Annotated in this window: 15 protein-coding genes; 6 read left to right on the top strand and 9 right to left on the bottom strand. The window is 46.8% G+C overall.

Annotation, left to right across the window (positions count from 1 at the left end; translation table 11 throughout):
* Positions 1-25: 25 nt before the first annotated feature.
* Complete coding sequence (cax, locus tag G4P54_RS04150) at positions 26-1,081, bottom strand: calcium/proton exchanger (protein WP_167871868.1); 1,056 nt, start codon at positions 1,079-1,081, stop codon at positions 26-28.
* A gap of 148 nt (positions 1,082-1,229) precedes the next feature.
* Between cax and G4P54_RS04145 the strand changes: the two genes are divergently transcribed.
* Positions 1,230-2,423 carry an MFS transporter gene (locus tag G4P54_RS04145; RefSeq protein WP_476693169.1) on the top strand — a complete coding sequence of 398 codons (1,194 nt, stop codon included), beginning with the start codon at positions 1,230-1,232 and terminating at the stop codon, positions 2,421-2,423.
* A gap of 198 nt (positions 2,424-2,621) precedes the next feature.
* Here G4P54_RS04145 and G4P54_RS04140 read toward each other — a convergent pair whose 3' ends face one another.
* The 3 genes from G4P54_RS04140 to G4P54_RS04130 are packed head-to-tail and all read right to left on the bottom strand — an operon-like array spanning position 2,622 to position 4,281.
* Positions 2,622-3,449, bottom strand: a complete 828-nt coding sequence (locus tag G4P54_RS04140; protein WP_167871866.1) for a YihY family inner membrane protein — start codon at positions 3,447-3,449, stop codon at positions 2,622-2,624.
* A 23-nt stretch (positions 3,450-3,472) separates the two neighbouring features.
* Complete coding sequence (locus G4P54_RS04135) at positions 3,473-3,793, bottom strand: hypothetical protein (protein WP_167871865.1); 321 nt, start codon at positions 3,791-3,793, stop codon at positions 3,473-3,475.
* Positions 3,794-3,810: 17 nt separating this feature from the next.
* The gene (locus tag G4P54_RS04130; protein ID WP_167871864.1) at positions 3,811-4,281 is read right to left on the bottom strand and encodes a low molecular weight protein-tyrosine-phosphatase; all 471 of its coding nucleotides are present in this window, start codon (positions 4,279-4,281) and stop codon (positions 3,811-3,813) included.
* Positions 4,282-4,483: 202 nt separating this feature from the next.
* Between G4P54_RS04130 and G4P54_RS04125 the strand changes: the two genes are divergently transcribed.
* Positions 4,484-4,699 (top strand): DUF1128 domain-containing protein, encoded by a 216-nt coding sequence (locus G4P54_RS04125; RefSeq protein ID WP_003223104.1) that lies wholly within the window; start codon positions 4,484-4,486, stop codon positions 4,697-4,699.
* 93 nt (positions 4,700-4,792) lie between these two features.
* Entirely contained in the window at positions 4,793-5,983 is a 1,191-nt protein-coding gene (locus G4P54_RS04120) for an MFS transporter (protein WP_167871863.1), read from the top strand.
* 38 nt (positions 5,984-6,021) lie between these two features.
* Here the strand turns inward: G4P54_RS04120 and yfkM are convergent, their stop codons facing one another.
* Complete coding sequence (gene yfkM, locus G4P54_RS04115) at positions 6,022-6,540, bottom strand: general stress protein 18 (RefSeq protein WP_024715744.1); 519 nt, start codon at positions 6,538-6,540, stop codon at positions 6,022-6,024.
* Between the two features lie 243 nt (positions 6,541-6,783).
* Between yfkM and G4P54_RS04110 the strand changes: the two genes are divergently transcribed.
* Positions 6,784-11,172 (top strand): multifunctional 2',3'-cyclic-nucleotide 2'-phosphodiesterase/3'-nucleotidase/5'-nucleotidase, encoded by a 4,389-nt coding sequence (locus G4P54_RS04110; protein ID WP_167871862.1) that lies wholly within the window; start codon positions 6,784-6,786, stop codon positions 11,170-11,172.
* Positions 11,173-11,208: 36 nt separating this feature from the next.
* Here G4P54_RS04110 and G4P54_RS04105 read toward each other — a convergent pair whose 3' ends face one another.
* The 4 genes from G4P54_RS04105 to treP form a co-directional block, all read right to left on the bottom strand.
* Positions 11,209-11,874: an NAD(P)H-dependent oxidoreductase gene (locus tag G4P54_RS04105; protein ID WP_167871861.1), complete on the bottom strand. Its 666-nt coding sequence runs from the start codon at positions 11,872-11,874 to the stop codon at positions 11,209-11,211.
* A gap of 139 nt (positions 11,875-12,013) precedes the next feature.
* Positions 12,014-12,730 carry a trehalose operon repressor gene (gene treR, locus G4P54_RS04100; protein ID WP_167871860.1) on the bottom strand — a complete coding sequence of 239 codons (717 nt, stop codon included), beginning with the start codon at positions 12,728-12,730 and terminating at the stop codon, positions 12,014-12,016.
* Between the two features lie 20 nt (positions 12,731-12,750).
* Positions 12,751-14,439 (bottom strand): alpha,alpha-phosphotrehalase, encoded by a 1,689-nt coding sequence (gene treC / locus G4P54_RS04095; RefSeq protein ID WP_167871859.1) that lies wholly within the window; start codon positions 14,437-14,439, stop codon positions 12,751-12,753.
* A gap of 72 nt (positions 14,440-14,511) precedes the next feature.
* Positions 14,512-15,924, bottom strand: coding sequence for a PTS system trehalose-specific EIIBC component (gene treP / locus G4P54_RS04090; protein ID WP_167871858.1), 1,413 nt, complete (start codon positions 15,922-15,924; stop codon positions 14,512-14,514).
* Positions 15,925-16,117: 193 nt separating this feature from the next.
* On the opposite strand from treP, the gene G4P54_RS04085 reads away from it, so the two are divergent.
* Positions 16,118-17,659, top strand: coding sequence for a spore germination protein (locus G4P54_RS04085; protein ID WP_167871857.1), 1,542 nt, complete (start codon positions 16,118-16,120; stop codon positions 17,657-17,659).
* Positions 17,640-18,791 carry a Ger(x)C family spore germination protein gene (locus G4P54_RS04080; protein WP_167871856.1) on the top strand — a complete coding sequence of 384 codons (1,152 nt, stop codon included), beginning with the start codon at positions 17,640-17,642 and terminating at the stop codon, positions 18,789-18,791. Before G4P54_RS04085 ends, G4P54_RS04080 begins: the two co-directional genes overlap by 20 nt.
* The last annotated feature ends 17 nt before the right edge of the window (positions 18,792-18,808 follow it).

Raw genomic sequence — 18,808 nt, 5'->3', positions numbered from 1 at the left:
TGTTGTTATCCATCATTTTTTCAGGTTAAAGAAGGAAAAAGCCGATCGCGACAATCACATATGCGGCAAGCAGTGTCGCCCCTTCAAACCAGTTGGAATCCCCGTCATTCGAAATCGCGATCATCAAGAGAACCGATGATACCATCGCCACAAGCTCTGGCAGTGTAAATACAAGCGGCATGCTTACCGGGAAAAAGATGGAACAGATGACGAGAACCGGTGCGACAAACATAGCAATCTGCAGTGTGGAACCGACTGCGATTTCAACCGCAATGTCCATTTTATTTTTATAGGCCATGATGATGGCTGACGCGTGCTCCGCGGCATTTCCGACAATCGCAACGATAATAACCCCGATAAACAGCTCACTCCAGCCGAACTGTTCAGCCACTGAGTGGAACGTGTGGACCAGGTTTTCGGATATGTATGCCACGACAATCGTTGCCGCAAACAAAACAATCGTCGCAACCTTCCCTGACCATTCCGGCTGCTCCTCTTCTTCATTCTGGACAGCATTGTTCGGCTGATAAACGCCGCGGTGCGTGACGAGTTTAAAATACAGCGCCGCGACATATAACAGAATCATGATGATGCTGATGCCGATGCTTAAATTGAGCTTGCTCGCGTCTCCCATTCCAATAGAAAATACTTCGGGAATCACGAAGGCGACAATGATGGCAAAAATCAAAAGTCCTGAATTATGGCGCGCGTCATGGATATTAAACTCCTGCCGCTTATATTTTAAACCGCCGATAAAAAACGATAAGCCCGCGACCAGCAAGAGGTTCCCCAGCACTGAACCGGTTAAAGAGGCAAGCACGATTCCGGTCAGGCCTTCCTTTAATGCAAAAAGGGAAATAATCAGCTCAACCGCATTTCCGAAGGTGGCGTTCAACAAACCGCCGATCCGCGGTCCTGCAATGATGGACAGTGATTCTGTCGCCCTTCCCATATAGCTTGCAAGCGCGATAATCGTTATGCAATAAACGGCAAAAAGAACCGCCGAAGGCCAGTGCATGAAACTGCCAATCACAGAAAGCGGAACACCCGCCGCCACTAAAATAAAAAAGATACGATTCATGGTGATATGGCTCCTTTTTTATGACTTGTTTTATTTTATTCTTCACAAAAACCTTGATGATTACACGAGGGCAAATGTTCACCGTGATATAGGCTTTTTTCAGGTTGCCGGCTTTTGGAAAACATTGTACGATCAACAGAGATACCACATAAGGAGAACTGACACGATGTCACGATTTCATTTCTTTATCCTTGTCTTGCTCGTTTCCATTTCCGGGTTTTCACAGGGCATGCTGCTGCCTGTCATCTCAATTATTTTTGAAACAAACGGGGAATCGGCCGCCATCAACGGCCTGCATGCGACCGGGCTGTATATCGGCGTGCTTTTGGCTTCGCCATTTATGGAAGCGCCGCTCAGAAAGCTCGGATTCAAGCCGCTGATCGTCATTGGCGGGAGCGTAGTCATTTTGAGCTTGTTCGGATTTATTTGGCTTCAGTCGGTTTGGATCTGGTTCCTGCTTCGTCTGTTCATCGGAATTGGCGACCACATGCTTCACTTTTCCACACAAACGTGGGTGACCTCCATGTCATCAAAACAAAATCGTGGTAGAAACCTGTCGATTTACGGGCTCTCCTTCGGCCTTGGTTTTGCTGCCGGCCCGTTTATGGTTCCTCTTGTCAAGCTGAGCCCGGCATTGCCTTTTCTCGTGTCCGGCTGCTTCAGCCTGTTTGCGTGGCTTTTTGTTTTCTTTCTACAAAATGCATACCCGGAAACCAGCCCTCACGAAACAAAAGCAGACAACAGCTTCAGGCGGTTTTATCAAGCCATGCTGTTTGGCTGGGTGGCCTTTATGCCTACATTCGGCTACGGCTTTCTGGAAACGGCGCTGAACGGCAGCTTTCCGGTATACGCGCTCAGGCTTGGAATATCAGTAGACGCGGTGGCACTGATCCTTCCCGCATTTGCGATCGGAAGCATTATCTTTCAGTTTCCGCTCGGCATCCTCAGCGATAAATACGGGCGGCGGAACGTGCTGCTTGTGATATTGCTGACAGGGGCGATCTGCTTTTTCATCGCCGGCGTATTCCCTTCCCCTTACGTAATCGGCAGCTGCTTTTTTATTGCAGGCATGGCTGTCGGATCAACCTTTACACTGGGTATCAGCTACATGACAGATCTGCTTCCTCCCCATCTGCTGCCGGCAGGAAACCTGCTTTGCGGCATTACATTCAGTCTCGGCAGCATCCTTGGGCCGATCGCCGGCGGCTGGTATATGCAGGCATTTGACAGCGCAAACTTGTTTTATTTCATTACCCTCACGCTTAGTGGTGTGTGGCTTGCCCTTGTGCTTGGCAAACCGAAATGCTGGTCACAGGCTGACACCTATTCTTCATCCTCTTAATTAAAAAGCCTCCTGACATGGTGTCAGGAGGCTCTTATGCTAATGATAGCCGTTTTGTCCGTTGGCGCTTCCGCTTGTTTTGTTGCCTGATTTGCTTTTCGAATTTTGTTTATTGTGGCTTCCGCCTTTTTTCGTATGCTTGGTCATCACGATAGCCCCCCGACTTCTTTTTGAACTGAAGTTCTTTTATAGGATGCGCTAATGATAGGGATTTTCATCAGGAAGCTTTTTACGTTTATGTAAAAGAGCGTTGAGTTCTCCTCCCAGAATAATTAAAATTCCGCTTAAGTAAAACCAAATCATCAGGACGATAATTCCCCCGATGCTCCCATATGTTGCGCTATAGTTCGCAAACGTGCTGACGTAAAATGAAAACAGTGTGCTGACCACGATCCAGCCGATGGTCGCAAAAACCGCACCCGGCATGACAAACCGGAGAGACAGCTTTTTGTTCGGCGCAATCACATACAGGGCGGAAAAAACAATCAGAAGGATAAGCGGGCTGACACCCCAGCGAATTGCGGCCCACACGGATAAAAACAGATCCGACGCGCCGACAAAGTCAGAAGCGAGCCTTCCAATCTCCCGGCCGAACACCGGCAGAAGCAGGGCCACTAAAATCGTAAATACCATGGCGATCGTCAGGAAAATTGAGGTTAGACGAACAATGATAAAAGAGCGGTTTTCTGCCACATCATACGCGTGGTTTAACGATCGGACGATGGCGTTCATTCCATTAGACGCAGACCATAAAGCCGCGATAATCCCGAATGACAGCAATCCGCCATTTCGATTATTTAACGTTTGATGGGTAATGGATTCAACGAGGGACATCGCGCTGCCGGGAGCGTATTGTTCGACAACTCCCAGAACATCATCGGTGGAAATCGGAAGATACGCGGTGAGCGTCAGCATAAAAATCAAAAATGGAAACAGCGACAATAGAAAAAAATACGCCAGCTCCGCTGATTTGCTTTGCCCCTCATGAAGGGTGTATCTGCTGAAAAGCTCTTTCAAAAAGTTCATGTCGTCTCACCTCGCATGTTTGCTCATTTTTTTGAAAAATGCTCTTTCGTTTCTTGTACAAGCTCCATCACTTGCGGTGTGGTTTTCTTCAGCTCTTTCACCTGCTGATTCACAAAGCTGACTTCCTCTGACAGCGTTTGGGCCAGCTTCTTGGCCTCATCCACTTTTGTGATGACGTTGTTTTTCAACAGTTCCGGATTGCTTTTGTACAGTGAAAGTTTATGCTTGCATGTCAGCCATCTCATGCCGCATGCCTGTCTTGTCGGCTTATGGAGCAGTGATAGCGCCGCGCCTGCCGCAGCTCCGAGAAATATTCCTTTCAGCATTAAACGTTCGTTGTTCATGCAAATTCTCCTTTCACTTACAATTGTTTTTCTTTTTGAATGGACGCAAGCAGATGCTCACAGCCCGATTTGATTAATCGGCTTACCTCTTCAAAGTTCCCTGTGTAGTAAGGATCGGGAACGTCAGCCAGATCTGAATCTTCAACATAGTCCAAGAGCCTTTTGATATTCGACGTGTTCTTAAAACCCGCCATGCTTCTGAGGCTCCCGATATTTTCTGTGTCCATCGCAACGATATAATCAAAATCGGCCAGATCCTGTTCGCTGACTTGGCGCGCCAGCATGCCCTCAAAGCTGATCCCTTCCCTTCGCAATATCTCCTGCGTTCCTTGATGCGGCGGATTGCCGATGTGCCAGCCGCCGATACCGGCTGAGTCCGTCTTGATTTTCCCCTCTAATCCTTTTTTGACTGCCAAGTCCCGAAAAATCGCTTCTGCCATCGGAGACCGGCAAATGTTTCCTAAACAAACAAATAACACGCTTACCATGCTGTACAACCTCCTTATTCTTTGCCCATATTTCTTTAAAAAGAAACCTTCATGAATATCTTAGTAGGATGTTCATTTCCTTTTCAACTGATGTCTCCACTTTTTTGCAATCAACGACCTGCTTTTAGAATAGGGTTTTTTTCTGATCGAATTCTGTTAGAATAAAACTTATCGAATAACGCGAAAGAAAGGATGGAACCACTTGTCCAGCCCAAATACAGAAACATTAACTCAAATGATTGAAGAGATTTCCCAAAAGCTGAACATGCTGAACGTCGGCGTGATCAAGGCGGAGGATTTCAGTGATGAAAAGATTGAAGACCTCACGTACCTTCACAGCATGGTGATGAAAAAACAATCATTCAGCCCAAGTGAAATGCAGGCAATCGCACAAGAATTAGCCTCACTTCGTAAATAATTGGAGACTGGCCGGGAACTCGGCGAGTCTTTTTTATCATTGCGTAATTGAACATCAGACACATGTTCGAATAAGATTTGAAGGAGTACAAGCATGAAAACGACATCTATCAAAACAGCATCCGGAATGTATATCAACTACTTCTTTCTGGGCATGGTCAACATCATTCTCGCATCCAATATGTCCTCTCTAACAAAACAGTGGAATACCGATCCGACCGGCATCAGTTATGTCATTGCCGCTATCGGGTTCGGCAAGCTTCTGACATACGGCATTTCCGGGGTTTTATCAGATAAAATCGGCAGAAAGCCGCTTGTTGTCGCTTCTGCGGGAATTATGGCCGTTTTTTTAGTCGGTATTCCTTTATCACCGAGCTATGAATTGGCGTTTGTGTTTGCCCTATTAGCCGGAATCGCTAATTCAGCAATGGACGCCGGAACATATCCGGCCTTAACCGAGCTCTTCCCGGCCGCTTCCGGCTCGGCGAATGTCTTGGTTAAAGCCTTTATGTCTGTCGGAGCCGCACTTTTGCCGCTTCTGATCACATTTTTAGCAGACAACAGCCTGTTTTACGGATTTGCTTTTTATCTGACGGCAGCGGTCTATGCGCTGAATATCGTTTACTTATCAACACTGTCGTTCCCTAAGAAACAGAAGAAGCCGGCTAGCAGCGGCAAACAGGCATCTTCCGCTTTCTTGTCTAAGCCTGTTTTTCAGAAAGAAGGCATCGCACTGATCATCATCGGTTTTACGTCAACGGCTCTATTTACCGTTTCACAAATCTGGCTCCCAAGCTACGCGCAAAAGGCAGCCGGTCTGGCTGAATCAGCATCCGTGCAATTACTGAGCTATTACAGCATAGGATCTCTGACATCCGTTTTATTATTAGCCCTTCTGCTGAACAGATGGGTAAAGCCAGTCATGATTACGCTCTTTTATCCTATTATTACTTTATGTACGCTCGCGGTCATGCTGACGGTTCACGTGCCAGTTGTGCTGGATATCACCGCCTTTTTCTTAGGTTTTTCGACCGCGGGTGTGTTTCAAATTACCATTACGCTTATGACAGAGCTTTTCTGGAAGCGAAAAGGAACCGTTACCGGAATTGTAGCGACCGCTTCAAGCATCGCATCGATTCTGCTGCCGATTGCCACCGGGCTCATCGCAAAAGCGGGAGGCATCGCCCATATTTTTATGTTCGACTTTGGCATAGCAGTCATCGGAACGGCCGCGGCCGCCTTCTTGTATTACAGATACAAGAAACTGACAGGTGTCGAAGCTTAAGCAACAAAAAAACGGACGCCCGGGAGCGTCCGTTTTTCTTATTTCTCAAGCAATGCCAAAGATTCGCGATTAAATGCCGGAATGTCGTCCGGTGTTCGGCTTGTCACCAGCTGATTCTGGCAAACGACAACTTCCTTGTCCACAACGTCGGCGCCCGCGTTTTCCATATCAATCCGAATGGACGTATAACCTGTCGCTTTTCGGCCGTCGAGCGCTTTCGCGTTGATTAAGAGCTGCGGACCGTGACAAATCGCAAATACCGGTTTTTTGTCAGTCATAAATGCTTTTGTAAATTGGACGAAACGGTCATCCGCACGAAGCTGGTCTGGTGAAAATCCTCCGGGAATCAAAAGCGCGTCAAAGTCGGAAGGGTTCACGTCGTCAATGGACGCGTCAACTGTCACTTCCGCGTTCCCTTGCTTGCCTTTTACTGTTTTTCCTTTTTCATTTTCGATCACAGTCAGCTCATGTCCCGCTTCTTTAAAGGCTTTCGCCGGCTCAGTATACTCACTGTCCTCAAAATAATCTGTCAAAACAACTGCAATTTTTTTCCCCATGATTCATTACCTCCTGCTTTAATATGTCTACATAAAACACTCTACCCCAGCCACACTAAAATAAACATTCCTCAGATCCGGCAAACGATAAGCATAAATACCCAACACCTGTCGTTTGATGCTGATACATAATACTCATTTTCCTCCCTTTTACAATAATCATAAAGAAACACCTACAAATAGTTACAAAATATTCTTACAATAGGAGCTGTAACACAAATTTCGTTGAAAGGTGGAAAACTGGTGAGAATACAGAAAAGACGAACACACGTCGGTAACATTCTCCGTATTCTTTTGCCCCCAATTATGATACTTAGCCTAATCCTCCCAACCCCACCCATTCATGCAGAAGAAAGCGCGGCTCCTCAGGTGCAGCTGAGTATTTTGGCCACGACTGATATTCATGCCAACATGATGGATTATGATTACTACAGCGACAAAGAAACGGCGGATTTCGGGCTGGCGAGAACGGCCCAGCTGATCCAAAAGCACCGTGAGCAAAATCCAAACACCCTGCTCGTCGATAACGGCGACTTGATTCAAGGGAATCCGCTGGGCGAATACGCGGTGAAATATGAAAAAGAAGACATTATCTCGGGCGCGAAAACCCACCCGATCATCAGCGTCATGAATGCGCTGAAATACGACGCCGGCACACTGGGCAATCATGAATTTAACTACGGGCTCGACTTTCTCGACGGCACGATCAAGGGAGCCGATTTCCCGATTGTCAATGCCAACGTCAAAACCACAAGCGGTGAAAACCGATATACGCCGTATGTCATAAAAGAAAAAACCGTCACTGACGAAAACGGCAATGAACAGAAAATAAAAGTCGGCTACATAGGCTTTGTCCCGCCGCAAATCATGACGTGGGACAAAAAGAATCTCGAAGGTCAGGTGCAGGTGCAGGATATCGTAGAATCAGCCAATGAAACGATCCCGAAAATGAAGGCGGAAGGCGCGGATGTCATTATCGCCCTCGCCCACACCGGCATTGAAAAACAGGCGCAATCATCCGGCGCAGAAAACGCCGTGTTGGATCTTGCCACCAAAACGAAAGGCATTGACGCGATCATCTCGGGCCATCAGCACGGACTCTTCCCTTCCTCCGAGTACGCGGGTGCCGCCAAATTCGACGTTGAAAAAGGAACGATTAACGGCATTCCGGTCGTCATGCCAAGCAGCTGGGGCAAATATTTAGGCGTGATTGACCTCAAACTCGAAAAGACAGACGGGTCATGGAAGGTGGCGGATTCCAAAGGCAGTATTGAACCCATTGCCGGCACTGTCACATCCAGAAATAAAACAGTCACAAACACCATCCGGCAAACCCACCAAAACACATTGGAATATATCAGAAAACCAGTCGGCAAAACAAAAGCAGACATTAACAGCTACTTTGCACAGGTCAAAGATGATCCCTCCATCCAGATCGTGACCGATGCGCAAAAATGGTACGCCGAAAAGGAAATGAAGGATACCAAATACAAGGACCTCCCGATTTTGTCCGCAGGGGCGCCGTTTAAAGCAGGCGGCAGAAACGGAGCCAATTACTATACGAACATTCCGGCCGGAGATCTTGCCATAAAAAATGTCGGTGACTTGTATCTTTACGATAATACCGTTCAGATCGTCAAGCTGACGGGCAGCGAAGTCAAGGACTGGCTGGACATGTCGGCAGGCCAATTCAATCAAATTGATCCGTCAAAAGGCGGCGATCAAGCCTTGCTGAATGACAATTTCCGCTCCTATAATTTTGACGTGATTGACGGCGTCACATATCAGGTCGATGTGACAAAACCGGCGAAATACAATGAGAACGGAAAAGTCATTCACGCGGACTCATCCCGGATCGTCAACCTTTCCTACGATGGCAAGCCGATCAGCCCAAGCCAGGAATTTCTTGTGGTCACCAATAATTATCGTGCGTCCGGAGGCGGCGGCTTCCCTCACCTGACGAGCGATAAGATTGTCCACGGCTCCGCTGTTGAAAACAGACAGGTGCTGATGGATTACATGATTGAACAAAAAACAGTCAATCCAAAAGCGGACAACAACTGGTCAATCGTGCCCGTTTCCGGAACGAATGTAACATTTGAATCCTCGCTTTTGGCGAAGCCTTTTGCCGATAAAGCGGACGATGTCGCTTATGTAGGTGAGTCTGTGAATGAAGGCTATGGTGTGTATAAGCTGCAATTCGATGATGATTCAAATCCTGATCCGCCTAAAGATGGACTGTGGGATCTGACCGTCATGCACACCAATGATACGCACGCCCATCTCGATGACGCGGCGAGACGAATGACGAAAATCAACGAAGTGCGAAGCGAAACAAACCACAACATTCTCCTTGATGCGGGAGATGTATTTTCCGGCGATCTGTATTTTACAAAATGGAACGGTTTAGCCGATTTGAAAATGATGAACATGATGGGCTATGATGCCATGACCTTCGGAAACCACGAATTTGATAAAGGCCCGACAGTGCTTTCTGATTTTCTAAGCGGAAACAGCGCGACCGTTGATCCGGCGAACCGCTATCACTTTGAAGCGCCTGCATTTCCGGTCGTCAGCGCAAACGTAGATGTGTCAAATGAGCCCAAGCTGAAATCATTTGTCAAAAAGCCGCAAACCTTTAGGGCGGGTGAAAAGAAGGCGCCCGGCATCCACCCTTACATTCTGTTAGACGTTGACGGTGAGAAAGTTGCCGTATTCGGACTGACAACGGAAGATACAGCCACCACATCAAGCCCGGGTAAAAGCATCGTCTTTCATGATGCGTTTGAAACCGCGAAAAACACAGTCAAAACGATACAGGAAGATGAAAAAGTAAATAAAATTATCGCTTTGACCCATATCGGCCACAACCGTGATCTTGAGCTGGCGAAAAAAGTGAAAGGCATTGACCTGATCATCGGCGGACACACTCACACCCTCGTTGACAAAATGGAAGTCGTTAACAATGAAGAGCCGACAATCGTGGCACAAGCAAAAGAATACGGCCAATTCTTGGGGCGCGTCGATGTCGCGTTTGATAAAAACGGCGTTGTGCAAACAGACAAATCAAATCTGAGCGTACTGCCAATTGATGAGCATACAGAAGAAAATGCAGAAGCAAAACAAGAGCTCGATCAGTTCAAAAGTGAATTAGAAGACGTGAAAAATGAAAAAGTCGGCTATACGGATGTGGCGCTTGACGGCCAGCGTGAGCATGTGCGCACGAAGGAAACAAATCTCGGAAACTTCATTGCGGACGGTATGCTGGCAAAAGCGAAAGAAGCAGCCGGTGCCAGAATAGCGATAACAAATGGCGGCGGCATCAGAGCCGGAATTGACAAAGGTGATATTACACTCGGCGAGGTGCTGAACGTGATGCCGTTCGGCAATACGCTTTACGTGGCCGACTTAACCGGAAAGCAAATTAAAGAAGCCCTTGAACAAGGCTTAAGCAATGTGGAAAACGGCGGCGGCGCTTTCCCTCAGGTGGCCGGAATTGAATATACCTTTACATTAAACAACAAACCTGGACACCGTGTGTTAGACGTGAAAATTGAATTGCCTAACGGAGACAAAGTTGATCTACATACGGATGATACCTTCCGTGTGGCAACGAATCATTTTGTCGGTGCCGGAGGAGACGGATATTCTGTCTTTACTGAAGCGTCCCATGGTGAAGACCTTGGCTACGTTGATTATGAGATTTTCACCGAACAGCTGAAAAAACTAGGAAACAAGGTCTCTCCTAAAATTGAAGGACGGATCAAAGAAGTATTCCTGCCGACTAAGCAGAAGGACGGCAGCTGGACACTTGATGAAGACAAATTTGCGGTTTACGCTAAAAATGCCAACACACCGTTTGTCTATTACGGAACACATGAAGGCTCTCAAGAGAAGCCTATCAATCTCAAAGTAAAAAAAGATCAGGTCAAACTTTTGAAAGAAAGAGAGTCAGATCCTTCATTGACGGTGTTCAACTACTGGTACAGCATGAAAATGCCCATGGCGAACCTCAAAACAGCGGATACCGCAATCGGAATTACGTCAACGGGAGAATTGGATGCTTCACTTGCAGATGTGTACGACTTTACAGTGAGGCAAAAAGGAAAAGAAATAAAATCATTCAAAGAGCCCGTTCAGCTTTCGCTTCGCATGTTTGACATTGAAGAAGCTCATAATCCAGCCATTTACCACGTCGACCGGAAAAAGAAAGCTTTCAAAAAGACAGAAAACGGATCAGTAGAAGATGATATCGTTACAGGATACACAAACCACTTCAGCGAATACACGATTTTAAATTCCGGTTCGAATGACAAACCGCCGGCGTTTCCGTCTGATCAGCCGACAGGCGGTGATGACGGCAGCAATGGAGGAGGCTCTGACAAACCGGGCGGAAAACAGCCGACTGATGGAAACAGAGGAAATCAGACACCTCCCGGCACGGATCCGACAAACGGCACTGGTGGAAACGGATCAAGCGGATCAGGCACTGACGGCCCGGCTGGCGGCTTGCTTCCGGACACAGCCACATCCATGTACTCCATCCTTTTGGCCGGATTTCTGATCAGTGCACTCGGAACGGCATTGTACTTGTATCAGAGAAGAAAACAGAGTAAAGCAAATCAGGCATAAAAAAGAGCTGCTCGCTAAGCGAGCAGCTTTCTTTATTTACACCCATTTCACAACATCTTCAACAGCAGATCTTGTTTTCGGGCGAGGGTCTCTTACACGGTAACCGAATGCCGCCATCACAGAAATATCAAAGCTTCCGTTTTCCAGAAGGCCTTCCTCTTCAAGAATGCGGTGAATGTGATCATACTGGAAGCCTTCGATCGGGCAGGAATCAACACCGATTTGCGCAGCGGCAGTCATCATGTTGCCAAGCGCGATATAAGTTTGTTTAGATGCCCAGTCAAACAGTGTTCTGTCGCTTTCAAGCAAATGCAAATCGTTTTTCTGGAATTCTTCTGTTTTGCTGATGTAGCCTTCGGACACGTCTTGCGGCATTTGTTTGACTTCTTTTAAATGACGTTTGATGTAGTCCGCATTATATTTGATATCCTTCGCGGTACGTGCAAGAATCAGGACGAAATGGCTTGCTGTCGGAAGCTGCTTTTGCGCGCCCCATGTGTATTCGCGAAGCTTCTCGCGGAATTCCGGATTTTGTACTACAACGAATTTCCAAGGCTCAAGGCCGAGTGAACTCGGTGAAAGTCTTCCTGTTTCTAAAATAAATTCAAAATCGCTGTCTGATACTTTTTTATTCGGGTCAAATTCCTTTGTCGCATGTCTGAAATTGTATGCGTCCAGAATTTGTTTCTTTATATCTGCCATGTGAAACACCTCTCCTTTTAGTTACTCTCATCTCTATTGTAGCCATTATGATAAAAAGTAAAAGTACGCACATTTTTGTTGGATAGTATCAATTTTGATACTAAACAAAAAAGCGCGCTGCCGCAGGCAGGCGCCTCTCTCATTTCCCCCGCCGCGCAAAATCGACAAACCTGAATTTGTCGAGACGGTGTCTGCTTTCTGTATATTGAAACAGACTCGTATCCTCCAAAAAGACGTAGTTTCTCACCACGACCATATGGTCATAGCCGCGTAAATCGAGCAGCTCTCTGTCCTCGTCCGTACACGGCTCAGCGACAATTTCTTTTTGGGCATAGCTGATCGAAAGACCGAGCTCTCCTTCTAGATATTCATATATGGAGTTTTCACAGATTTCTTTCGTCAGGTGAGGGACATGCTTTCTGAAAAAGTAATCTTTATCCAAAATCACATGTTCCCCGTCAATCTTTCTGGACCTGATGACTTCCCAGATGTCCTCATTCGGAGTGGCCTGGAGCTGTTTTTGGATCAGCTCTGACGCAGGCTCCAGTCCAAATTTGTGTACAGTTGTTTTCGTTTCTTTGCCAAGCGTTTGCGCGAGCTCCTTGAAGCTGACAAGGCCTGAGACGGGAAACTGCATTTTTTCACGGTTGAGAACGACAGAGCCCTTCCCCCTGATTTTCTGGATATAGCCGTTTTGCGCAAGCATGTGAAGCGCCTTTCGGACCGTTTCTCTAGATGTATCGTACTGTGCGGTCAACTCATGTTCAGACGGAAGAATCTCCTCTGCCTTCCAACGGCCGGCTTCGATTTCCTGTGCGATGTTTTTATAGATTGCGATGAATTTATTCACCTTCATTATGGACCACCCAGCTTAGTTTAACACGCTTTCGTTAAACGATAAACAATGGACTCATACGGGCGGAGCGTCATGTTCTGCAGTCCTTCCCTCACCCCATCGTTTGTCAACAGCACCTCTGCATTCCACTCGTCAGGCGCTAATGAATCCGGCAGTGTAAAGGCTGCCTCTGTCCCGTAAAAATTATTGATGACGAGCAGCTTTTCATTGCCGCCATGTCTGAGATACGCAAAAATGCTTGGATCATCCTTTGCGATTAACTCATACGTCCCCTCTGTCACAATGTCATATGTTTTGCGAATTTGAATCAGCTTTTGATAATGGTAAAACACCGAGTTTTGGTCCTTCAGCGCGGCTTCGGCATTGATTTCCCGATAGTTTGCGGCGACCGGTATCCATGGCGTGCCCGTTGTAAAACCGCCATTCTCCGTATCATTCCACTGGACAGGCGTTCTGGAATTGTCACGGGATTTCGCCTGTAAAATCGCTGTAATCTCGTGGTCAGCTATCCCTTTTTTCTTGAGAGCGTGATACACGTTCAGCGATTCGACATCCCGGTAGGAGCTGATATCCTTAAACTTCGGATTAGTCATTCCCAGCTCTTCACCCTGATAGATATAAGGCGTGCCCTGCATCATATGAATGGCGGTAGCGAGCATTTTTGCCGATTTCACCCTGTGCGCGCCATCATCTCCATATCTCGATACAACACGCGGCTGATCGTGATTGCACCAGAACAGAGCGTTCCATCCCCCTCCCGCATGCATCCCCGTTTGCCACTCGGATAAGATCTCCTTCAGCTTCAAAAAGTCAAACGGCGCCAAAGCCCATTTTTCGCCGTTCGGATAGTCAACCTTGAGATGATGGAAGCTGAACGTCATATCGAGTTCTTTATTTTCGGGATTTGTATAACGGATGCAATGGTCTACCGTCGTTGAAGACATCTCACCGACCGTCATACTGTCGTAATGCGAAAACACCTTTTCGTTCATTTCATGCAGATATTCGTGCACCCGCGGCCCGTCCGTGTAAAAGGAACGGCCGTCGCCTCCGTCTTCTGCATCAAGAAAGCGCTGATCTTTAGAAATCAGGTTGATGACATCAAGCCTGAAGCCGTCTATTCCCTTTTCAAACCAAAAATGCATCATGTCATAGACATGCTTTCTGACCTCTTCATTTTCCCAATTCAAATCAGCCTGTGTCACATCAAACAGATGCAAATAGTATTGGCCTGACGCTTCGTCAAGCTCCCATACCGAGCCGCCGAATTTCGACTCCCAGTTTGTCGGGACAGAACCGTTTTCCCGCTGGTTTTTCCATATATAAAAATCACGGTACGGGCTGTCCTGTGAAGAGATCGCCTCTTGAAACCATTTATGCTCTGTTGATGTATGGTTGACGACAAGATCCATGACGACTTTCAGGTCTCTATTATGTGCTTCTGTCAATAACCGCTCAAAGTCCTCCATCGTCCCGTATTCAGGATAAATCGTGTAATAATCACGAATGTCATACCCATTATCATGCTGCGGAGAATCATAAATCGGCGTCAGCCAAATGACATCCACCTGAAGTGTTTTTAAATAATCAAGCTTTTCAATAATGCCGTTCAGATCGCCGACACCGTTTCCCGTCGTATCGTTAAAGCTTTTCGGATAAATTTGATAGACCACAGCTTTTTTCCACCATGGCGTTTGTTCTGTTTTCAACTGTCTCCACCACCGTTTTTTAGAGTAAAAATGGGAAAAGGGAACGTTAAAACACGTCCCGCTCCCCATTGATTATGTTCGTTTGAATCTGGCATACGCGTATGTGCCGGCAAACGGCACGATCAATACAATCGCCATCCCGATCGCAAACGCGCCCCAGTACTGGCTCATGATTGAGAAAATCCCCGGCACGCCGCCGACACCGACGGAGCTTGCCAGTACACCTTGAGAAGAAATGTACATTCCGGCAAGCCCTGAGCTGACCATCGCAATGATAAACGGGAATCTGTATCGCAGATTTACCCCGAAGATGGCAGGCTCTGTAATGCCGAGATAAGCTGAAATCCCTGATGTGAGGGAAAGGCCCTTTTGTTTCTCATCCTTCACGATAAACATCATAGCCAGCGCAGCCGAGCCCTGTGCGATATTAGAAAGCGCCAGCATCGGCCATAAAAATGTGCCGCCGAGCTTTGAGCCGATGAGCTGCAGGTCAACTGCAAGAAACGTGTGATGCATGCCGGTAATCACGAGTGCCGAGTAGAAACCGCCATATAACAAACCGCCCAGTGCGGCAAAAGAGCCGAACACAGAGATAAGCCCCGAAGTCAGCATGTTTCCGATCGCAAATGTAATTGGACCGATCATAATAAAAGAGGCAAAGCCTGTGACGAGAAGCGTAATCGGCGCGACAACGAGCAGCTGTATGCCTTCAGGAGTGCGTTTTGTTAAAAACGTTTCAATCTTCGCCAGCAAATAGGAGGCTAGCAAAATCGGGAGCACCTGTCCCTGATAGCCAACTTTCTGCACCTCAAGTCCGAACAAATTCCATACAGGGATCTTACCGCTTTGTTCAGCGGCACCATATCCCCACGCGTTCAGCAAATCAGGATGCACGAGCATCACGCCGAGCACAATGCCAAGGAGCGGATTGCCGCCGAACCGTTTGACGGCAGACCAGCCGATTAACGCAGGCAGAAACGTAAAGGCCGTGCCTGCAATCAGGTTCATCATATTCGCGAGATCCGCCCACTGCGGATAGACTTGCACAATCGATTTTGTGCTGAAGAAAATGCCCTGCGCTGTTAAAATGTTATTGATTCCCATCAAGAGACCCGCCGTCACTATCGCAGGCAATATAGGAATAAATATATCTGCAAGCGTTTTCACAGCACGCTGCAAAGGATTCATATTTTTTTCTGAAGCCTTCTTCACTTCATCCTTTGTTGACTCCCCAATCCCCGTTTCCTTAACCAATTCTGCATATACTTTGTTGACGGTTCCCTGGCCGATCACAACCTGAAATTGCCCGTTTGTCGAAAACGATCCTTTTACTGCGTCAATTTGATCAAGCATCTCTTGGTCAACTTTGCTTTCATCTATTAACGCAAAGCGCAAACGTGTCACACAATGAGTTGCCGCTGCAATATTTTCAGCACCGCCGACTGCTTCAACAATCTGCCGTGCCGATTTGTTCAGTTCCCCCATGCCAACCCCTCCGTATCCGTTTTCATAACTTGTATATACAAATCATAAGTTTATTGTAATCTTGTATATACATGTAGTCAATCATTTTTTATAGCGCTTTCATCCTAGTTCGGGAATATCTAAAACAGACAAGGATACCCTAAAAGTCACAAACATTTTTTGGATAAGACATTGAAAAAGCAGGGTGAGCCTCATGAATAAACGCGACAAAACGCTTCAGCTCATCAAAGAGCTTGAAGACAACAAGGACAGACCAATCTCTCCCGATTTAAAGGAAAACCTCGATATGCTGACCTTATTAACAGAAGGCTGCTCAGACATCGTATTCAGACAATTTGACTTTGGAAACGGGCTGTGCGGATTTATTGTTTATATCGAAGGGATTGTAAAATCTGAACATATTCAGGATCACGCCCTCCGCCCTTTCTTGAGGCATTTGACGGATCAGATAGAAGAGCATGAAGAGGCATTGCAAAATACACTATCGATTGCAAGCGTTGCATCAGAAACAAGTGTAAGCAAAGTGGCTGAATCCATTATTGAGGGGAACGCGGTTTTATTTGCCGAGGGACATTCAAAATGCCTGATCTTAAAAATAAAAGGCGGCCAAAGAAGAAGCATTGAAGAACCGATAACAGAATCGACCATCAGAGGATCGAGAGAGGGCTTTACTGAAAGCCTCAGGGTCAATACCGCTCTCGTGCGCTTTCGCGTCAAAACGCTTCAGCTTAAAATGATTTCGTTTAAAATCGGCACAAAAACCAAAACCGACATTGTGCTGGCTTATATTGACGGGATTGCCGATCCGAAAGTCATTGACAAAGTGAAGAAAAGAATCAAAAAGATCAAGATTGATGCTGTTTTAGAAAGTGGATATATTGAAGAGTTTATCGAAGACGACACATACTCGCCCTTCCCCCAGCTGCAATATACGGAAAGGCCGGATACTGTCTCCGCCCAGCTTCTCGAAGGCAGATTTGCCATTTTCACAGATAATACGCCTTTTGTCATAACAGGGCCGATCACGTTTTGGCAGCTGATGCAGGCCAGTGAAGATTACTACGAGCGTTATTTGATGTCTAACTTGATCCGCTGGCTTCGCTATATGTTTTTAGTCGTTGCTCTTTATTTGCCGGCTATTTATGTCGCCGTTATTACATACCATCAGGACTTAATGCCGACAAACTTAATGTTCAGCGTGGCATCTTCCCGTGAACCGATTCCTTTCCCCGCCATCGTGGAAGCATTGATTATGGAAATTTCTTTTGAGGCTCTCCGTGAAGCGGGCGTGCGCCTTCCGAAAACCATCGGCCAGACCGTCAGCATTCTCGGCGCCCTTGTCATCGGGACGGCCGCCGTTGAAGCGGGAATCGTGTCTGCCCCCATGGTGATTATCGTATCGTTAACAGGGATCGCGTCATTTACCATTCCGCGTTTCAATTTAGCCATCTCTATCAGAATGCTTCGTTTCCCGCTTATGTTTTTGGCGAGTATTTTCGGGGTATTCGGCATCATGCTAGGCACGATTATTTTAGTGCTTCATTTATGCAAGCTTCAATCTTTCGGCATTCCTTATTTATCGGGGATTTCTCCGTTTAAACGTGATGAAGTAAAAGATATATTTATCCGGGCGCCGTGGTGGACGATGATCAGAAGACCGGGCACGTATTCGCGCGGCAAGGGGCGGAAGGGAGCGAAAAGAGAGGACCCTCAAGATGAAGAAAATAATATATAAGTGTGTTGCGCTGTTTCTCGTTTGTATGTTTCTGGCAGGGTGCTGGGACCGGACGGAAATCAATGACATCGCGTTCATTGTCAGCTCAGCCATTGATAAGAAAAAAGATCAGTATCGAATAGCCATGCAGATTCCCTTGGTTGGCCAATTAGGCGGACAAACAGGGGGAGGCGGAGGGACTGCCGGCTCGGAAACATGGTATGTAGATTCAGCCTCCGGCACCACGATCAGGGAAGCGAACAACAAGCTGCAAACCTCCTTGTCCCGAACGATCAATACGTCCCACAGACGTACGGTCGTTATTGGAGAGGCTATGGCGAGAGAAGGCGTCGCTCCAGTCTTTGATATTTTATCGCGAAATCCGCAAAACAGATTAACGGCGCTGATTTTAATCAGCCAGGGCGAGGCGCGGGACATTTTAAACACTGATGTGCAGATGGAACAATTTCCGGCGGAAATGATTCGCGAGCTGGCCATTATGGCTTCAAAGCGCCCTGTTTTTTTAAGCAGGTTCATGTCTGACCTATTAGAAAAAGGAAGCGACCCCTATGCACCGGTCATTACCGGATCTAAAACAAAACCCGGAGGGAAAGGGAAATCTAATTTAAAAATTGACGGACTTGCCATCTTTAAAAAGGACAAATTAGTGGATATTTTTAAAGATGACCATATGACAGCCGCCCAGATTTTGCTGAATCAAGCCCGGCAGCCAGAATTCATACTAGACCTTCCGAATCAAATGGGGAAAGCGTCCATTCAGCTTCAACAGTCCAAAGCTTCCTTTCATGCGGCTGAAAAAAACGGAAAGCTGTCGATGACAATTGAGGTCAGAGCCAAAGGAATTATTATGGAAAACCAATCCACCTATGAGACGAGAGAAAATGACCAATTTTACATCATACAAAAAGCTTTAAACAGAGCTGTAAAGGAAAACGTGATCAGCACCGTTCACCGGCTGCAAAAGCTCGAGGCAGATCCGGCCGGCTTTCAAGACCAGACCATCAGAAGTATGGACACGAAGAATCTGCAGAAAATGAAATGGGATAAGGTTTACAAGGACATGGAGATTCACGTCATTCCCATTGTGACGATTGAGCAAGGCGGTGTCTTGTATAAAACAATCAGCCATTAATGGAGGTGTGCGTCAGA

The organism is Bacillus tequilensis (assembly GCF_012225885.1).
Taxonomy (GTDB): Bacteria; Bacillota; Bacilli; order Bacillales; family Bacillaceae; genus Bacillus; species Bacillus tequilensis.
This window is presented reverse-complemented; position numbering and strand designations above follow the sequence as displayed.

Coding starts and splice junctions, on each gene's coding strand:
- G4P54_RS04120 (WP_167871863.1), top strand. CDS start 4,793: ATGAAAACGACATCTATCAAAACAGCATCCGGAATGTATATCAACTAC.
- G4P54_RS04135 (WP_167871865.1), bottom strand. CDS start 3,793: ATGAACAACGAACGTTTAATGCTGAAAGGAATATTTCTCGGAGCTGCG.
- G4P54_RS04085 (WP_167871857.1), top strand. CDS start 16,118: ATGAATAAACGCGACAAAACGCTTCAGCTCATCAAAGAGCTTGAAGAC.
- treR (WP_167871860.1), bottom strand. CDS start 12,730: ATGAAGGTGAATAAATTCATCGCAATCTATAAAAACATCGCACAGGAA.
- G4P54_RS04140 (WP_167871866.1), bottom strand. CDS start 3,449: ATGAACTTTTTGAAAGAGCTTTTCAGCAGATACACCCTTCATGAGGGG.
- G4P54_RS04105 (WP_167871861.1), bottom strand. CDS start 11,874: ATGGCAGATATAAAGAAACAAATTCTGGACGCATACAATTTCAGACAT.
- treP (WP_167871858.1), bottom strand. CDS start 15,924: ATGGGGGAACTGAACAAATCGGCACGGCAGATTGTTGAAGCAGTCGGC.
- G4P54_RS04130 (WP_167871864.1), bottom strand. CDS start 4,281: ATGGTAAGCGTGTTATTTGTTTGTTTAGGAAACATTTGCCGGTCTCCG.
- G4P54_RS04080 (WP_167871856.1), top strand. CDS start 17,640: ATGAAGAAAATAATATATAAGTGTGTTGCGCTGTTTCTCGTTTGTATG.
- yfkM (WP_024715744.1), bottom strand. CDS start 6,540: ATGGGGAAAAAAATTGCAGTTGTTTTGACAGATTATTTTGAGGACAGT.
- cax (WP_167871868.1), bottom strand. CDS start 1,081: ATGAATCGTATCTTTTTTATTTTAGTGGCGGCGGGTGTTCCGCTTTCT.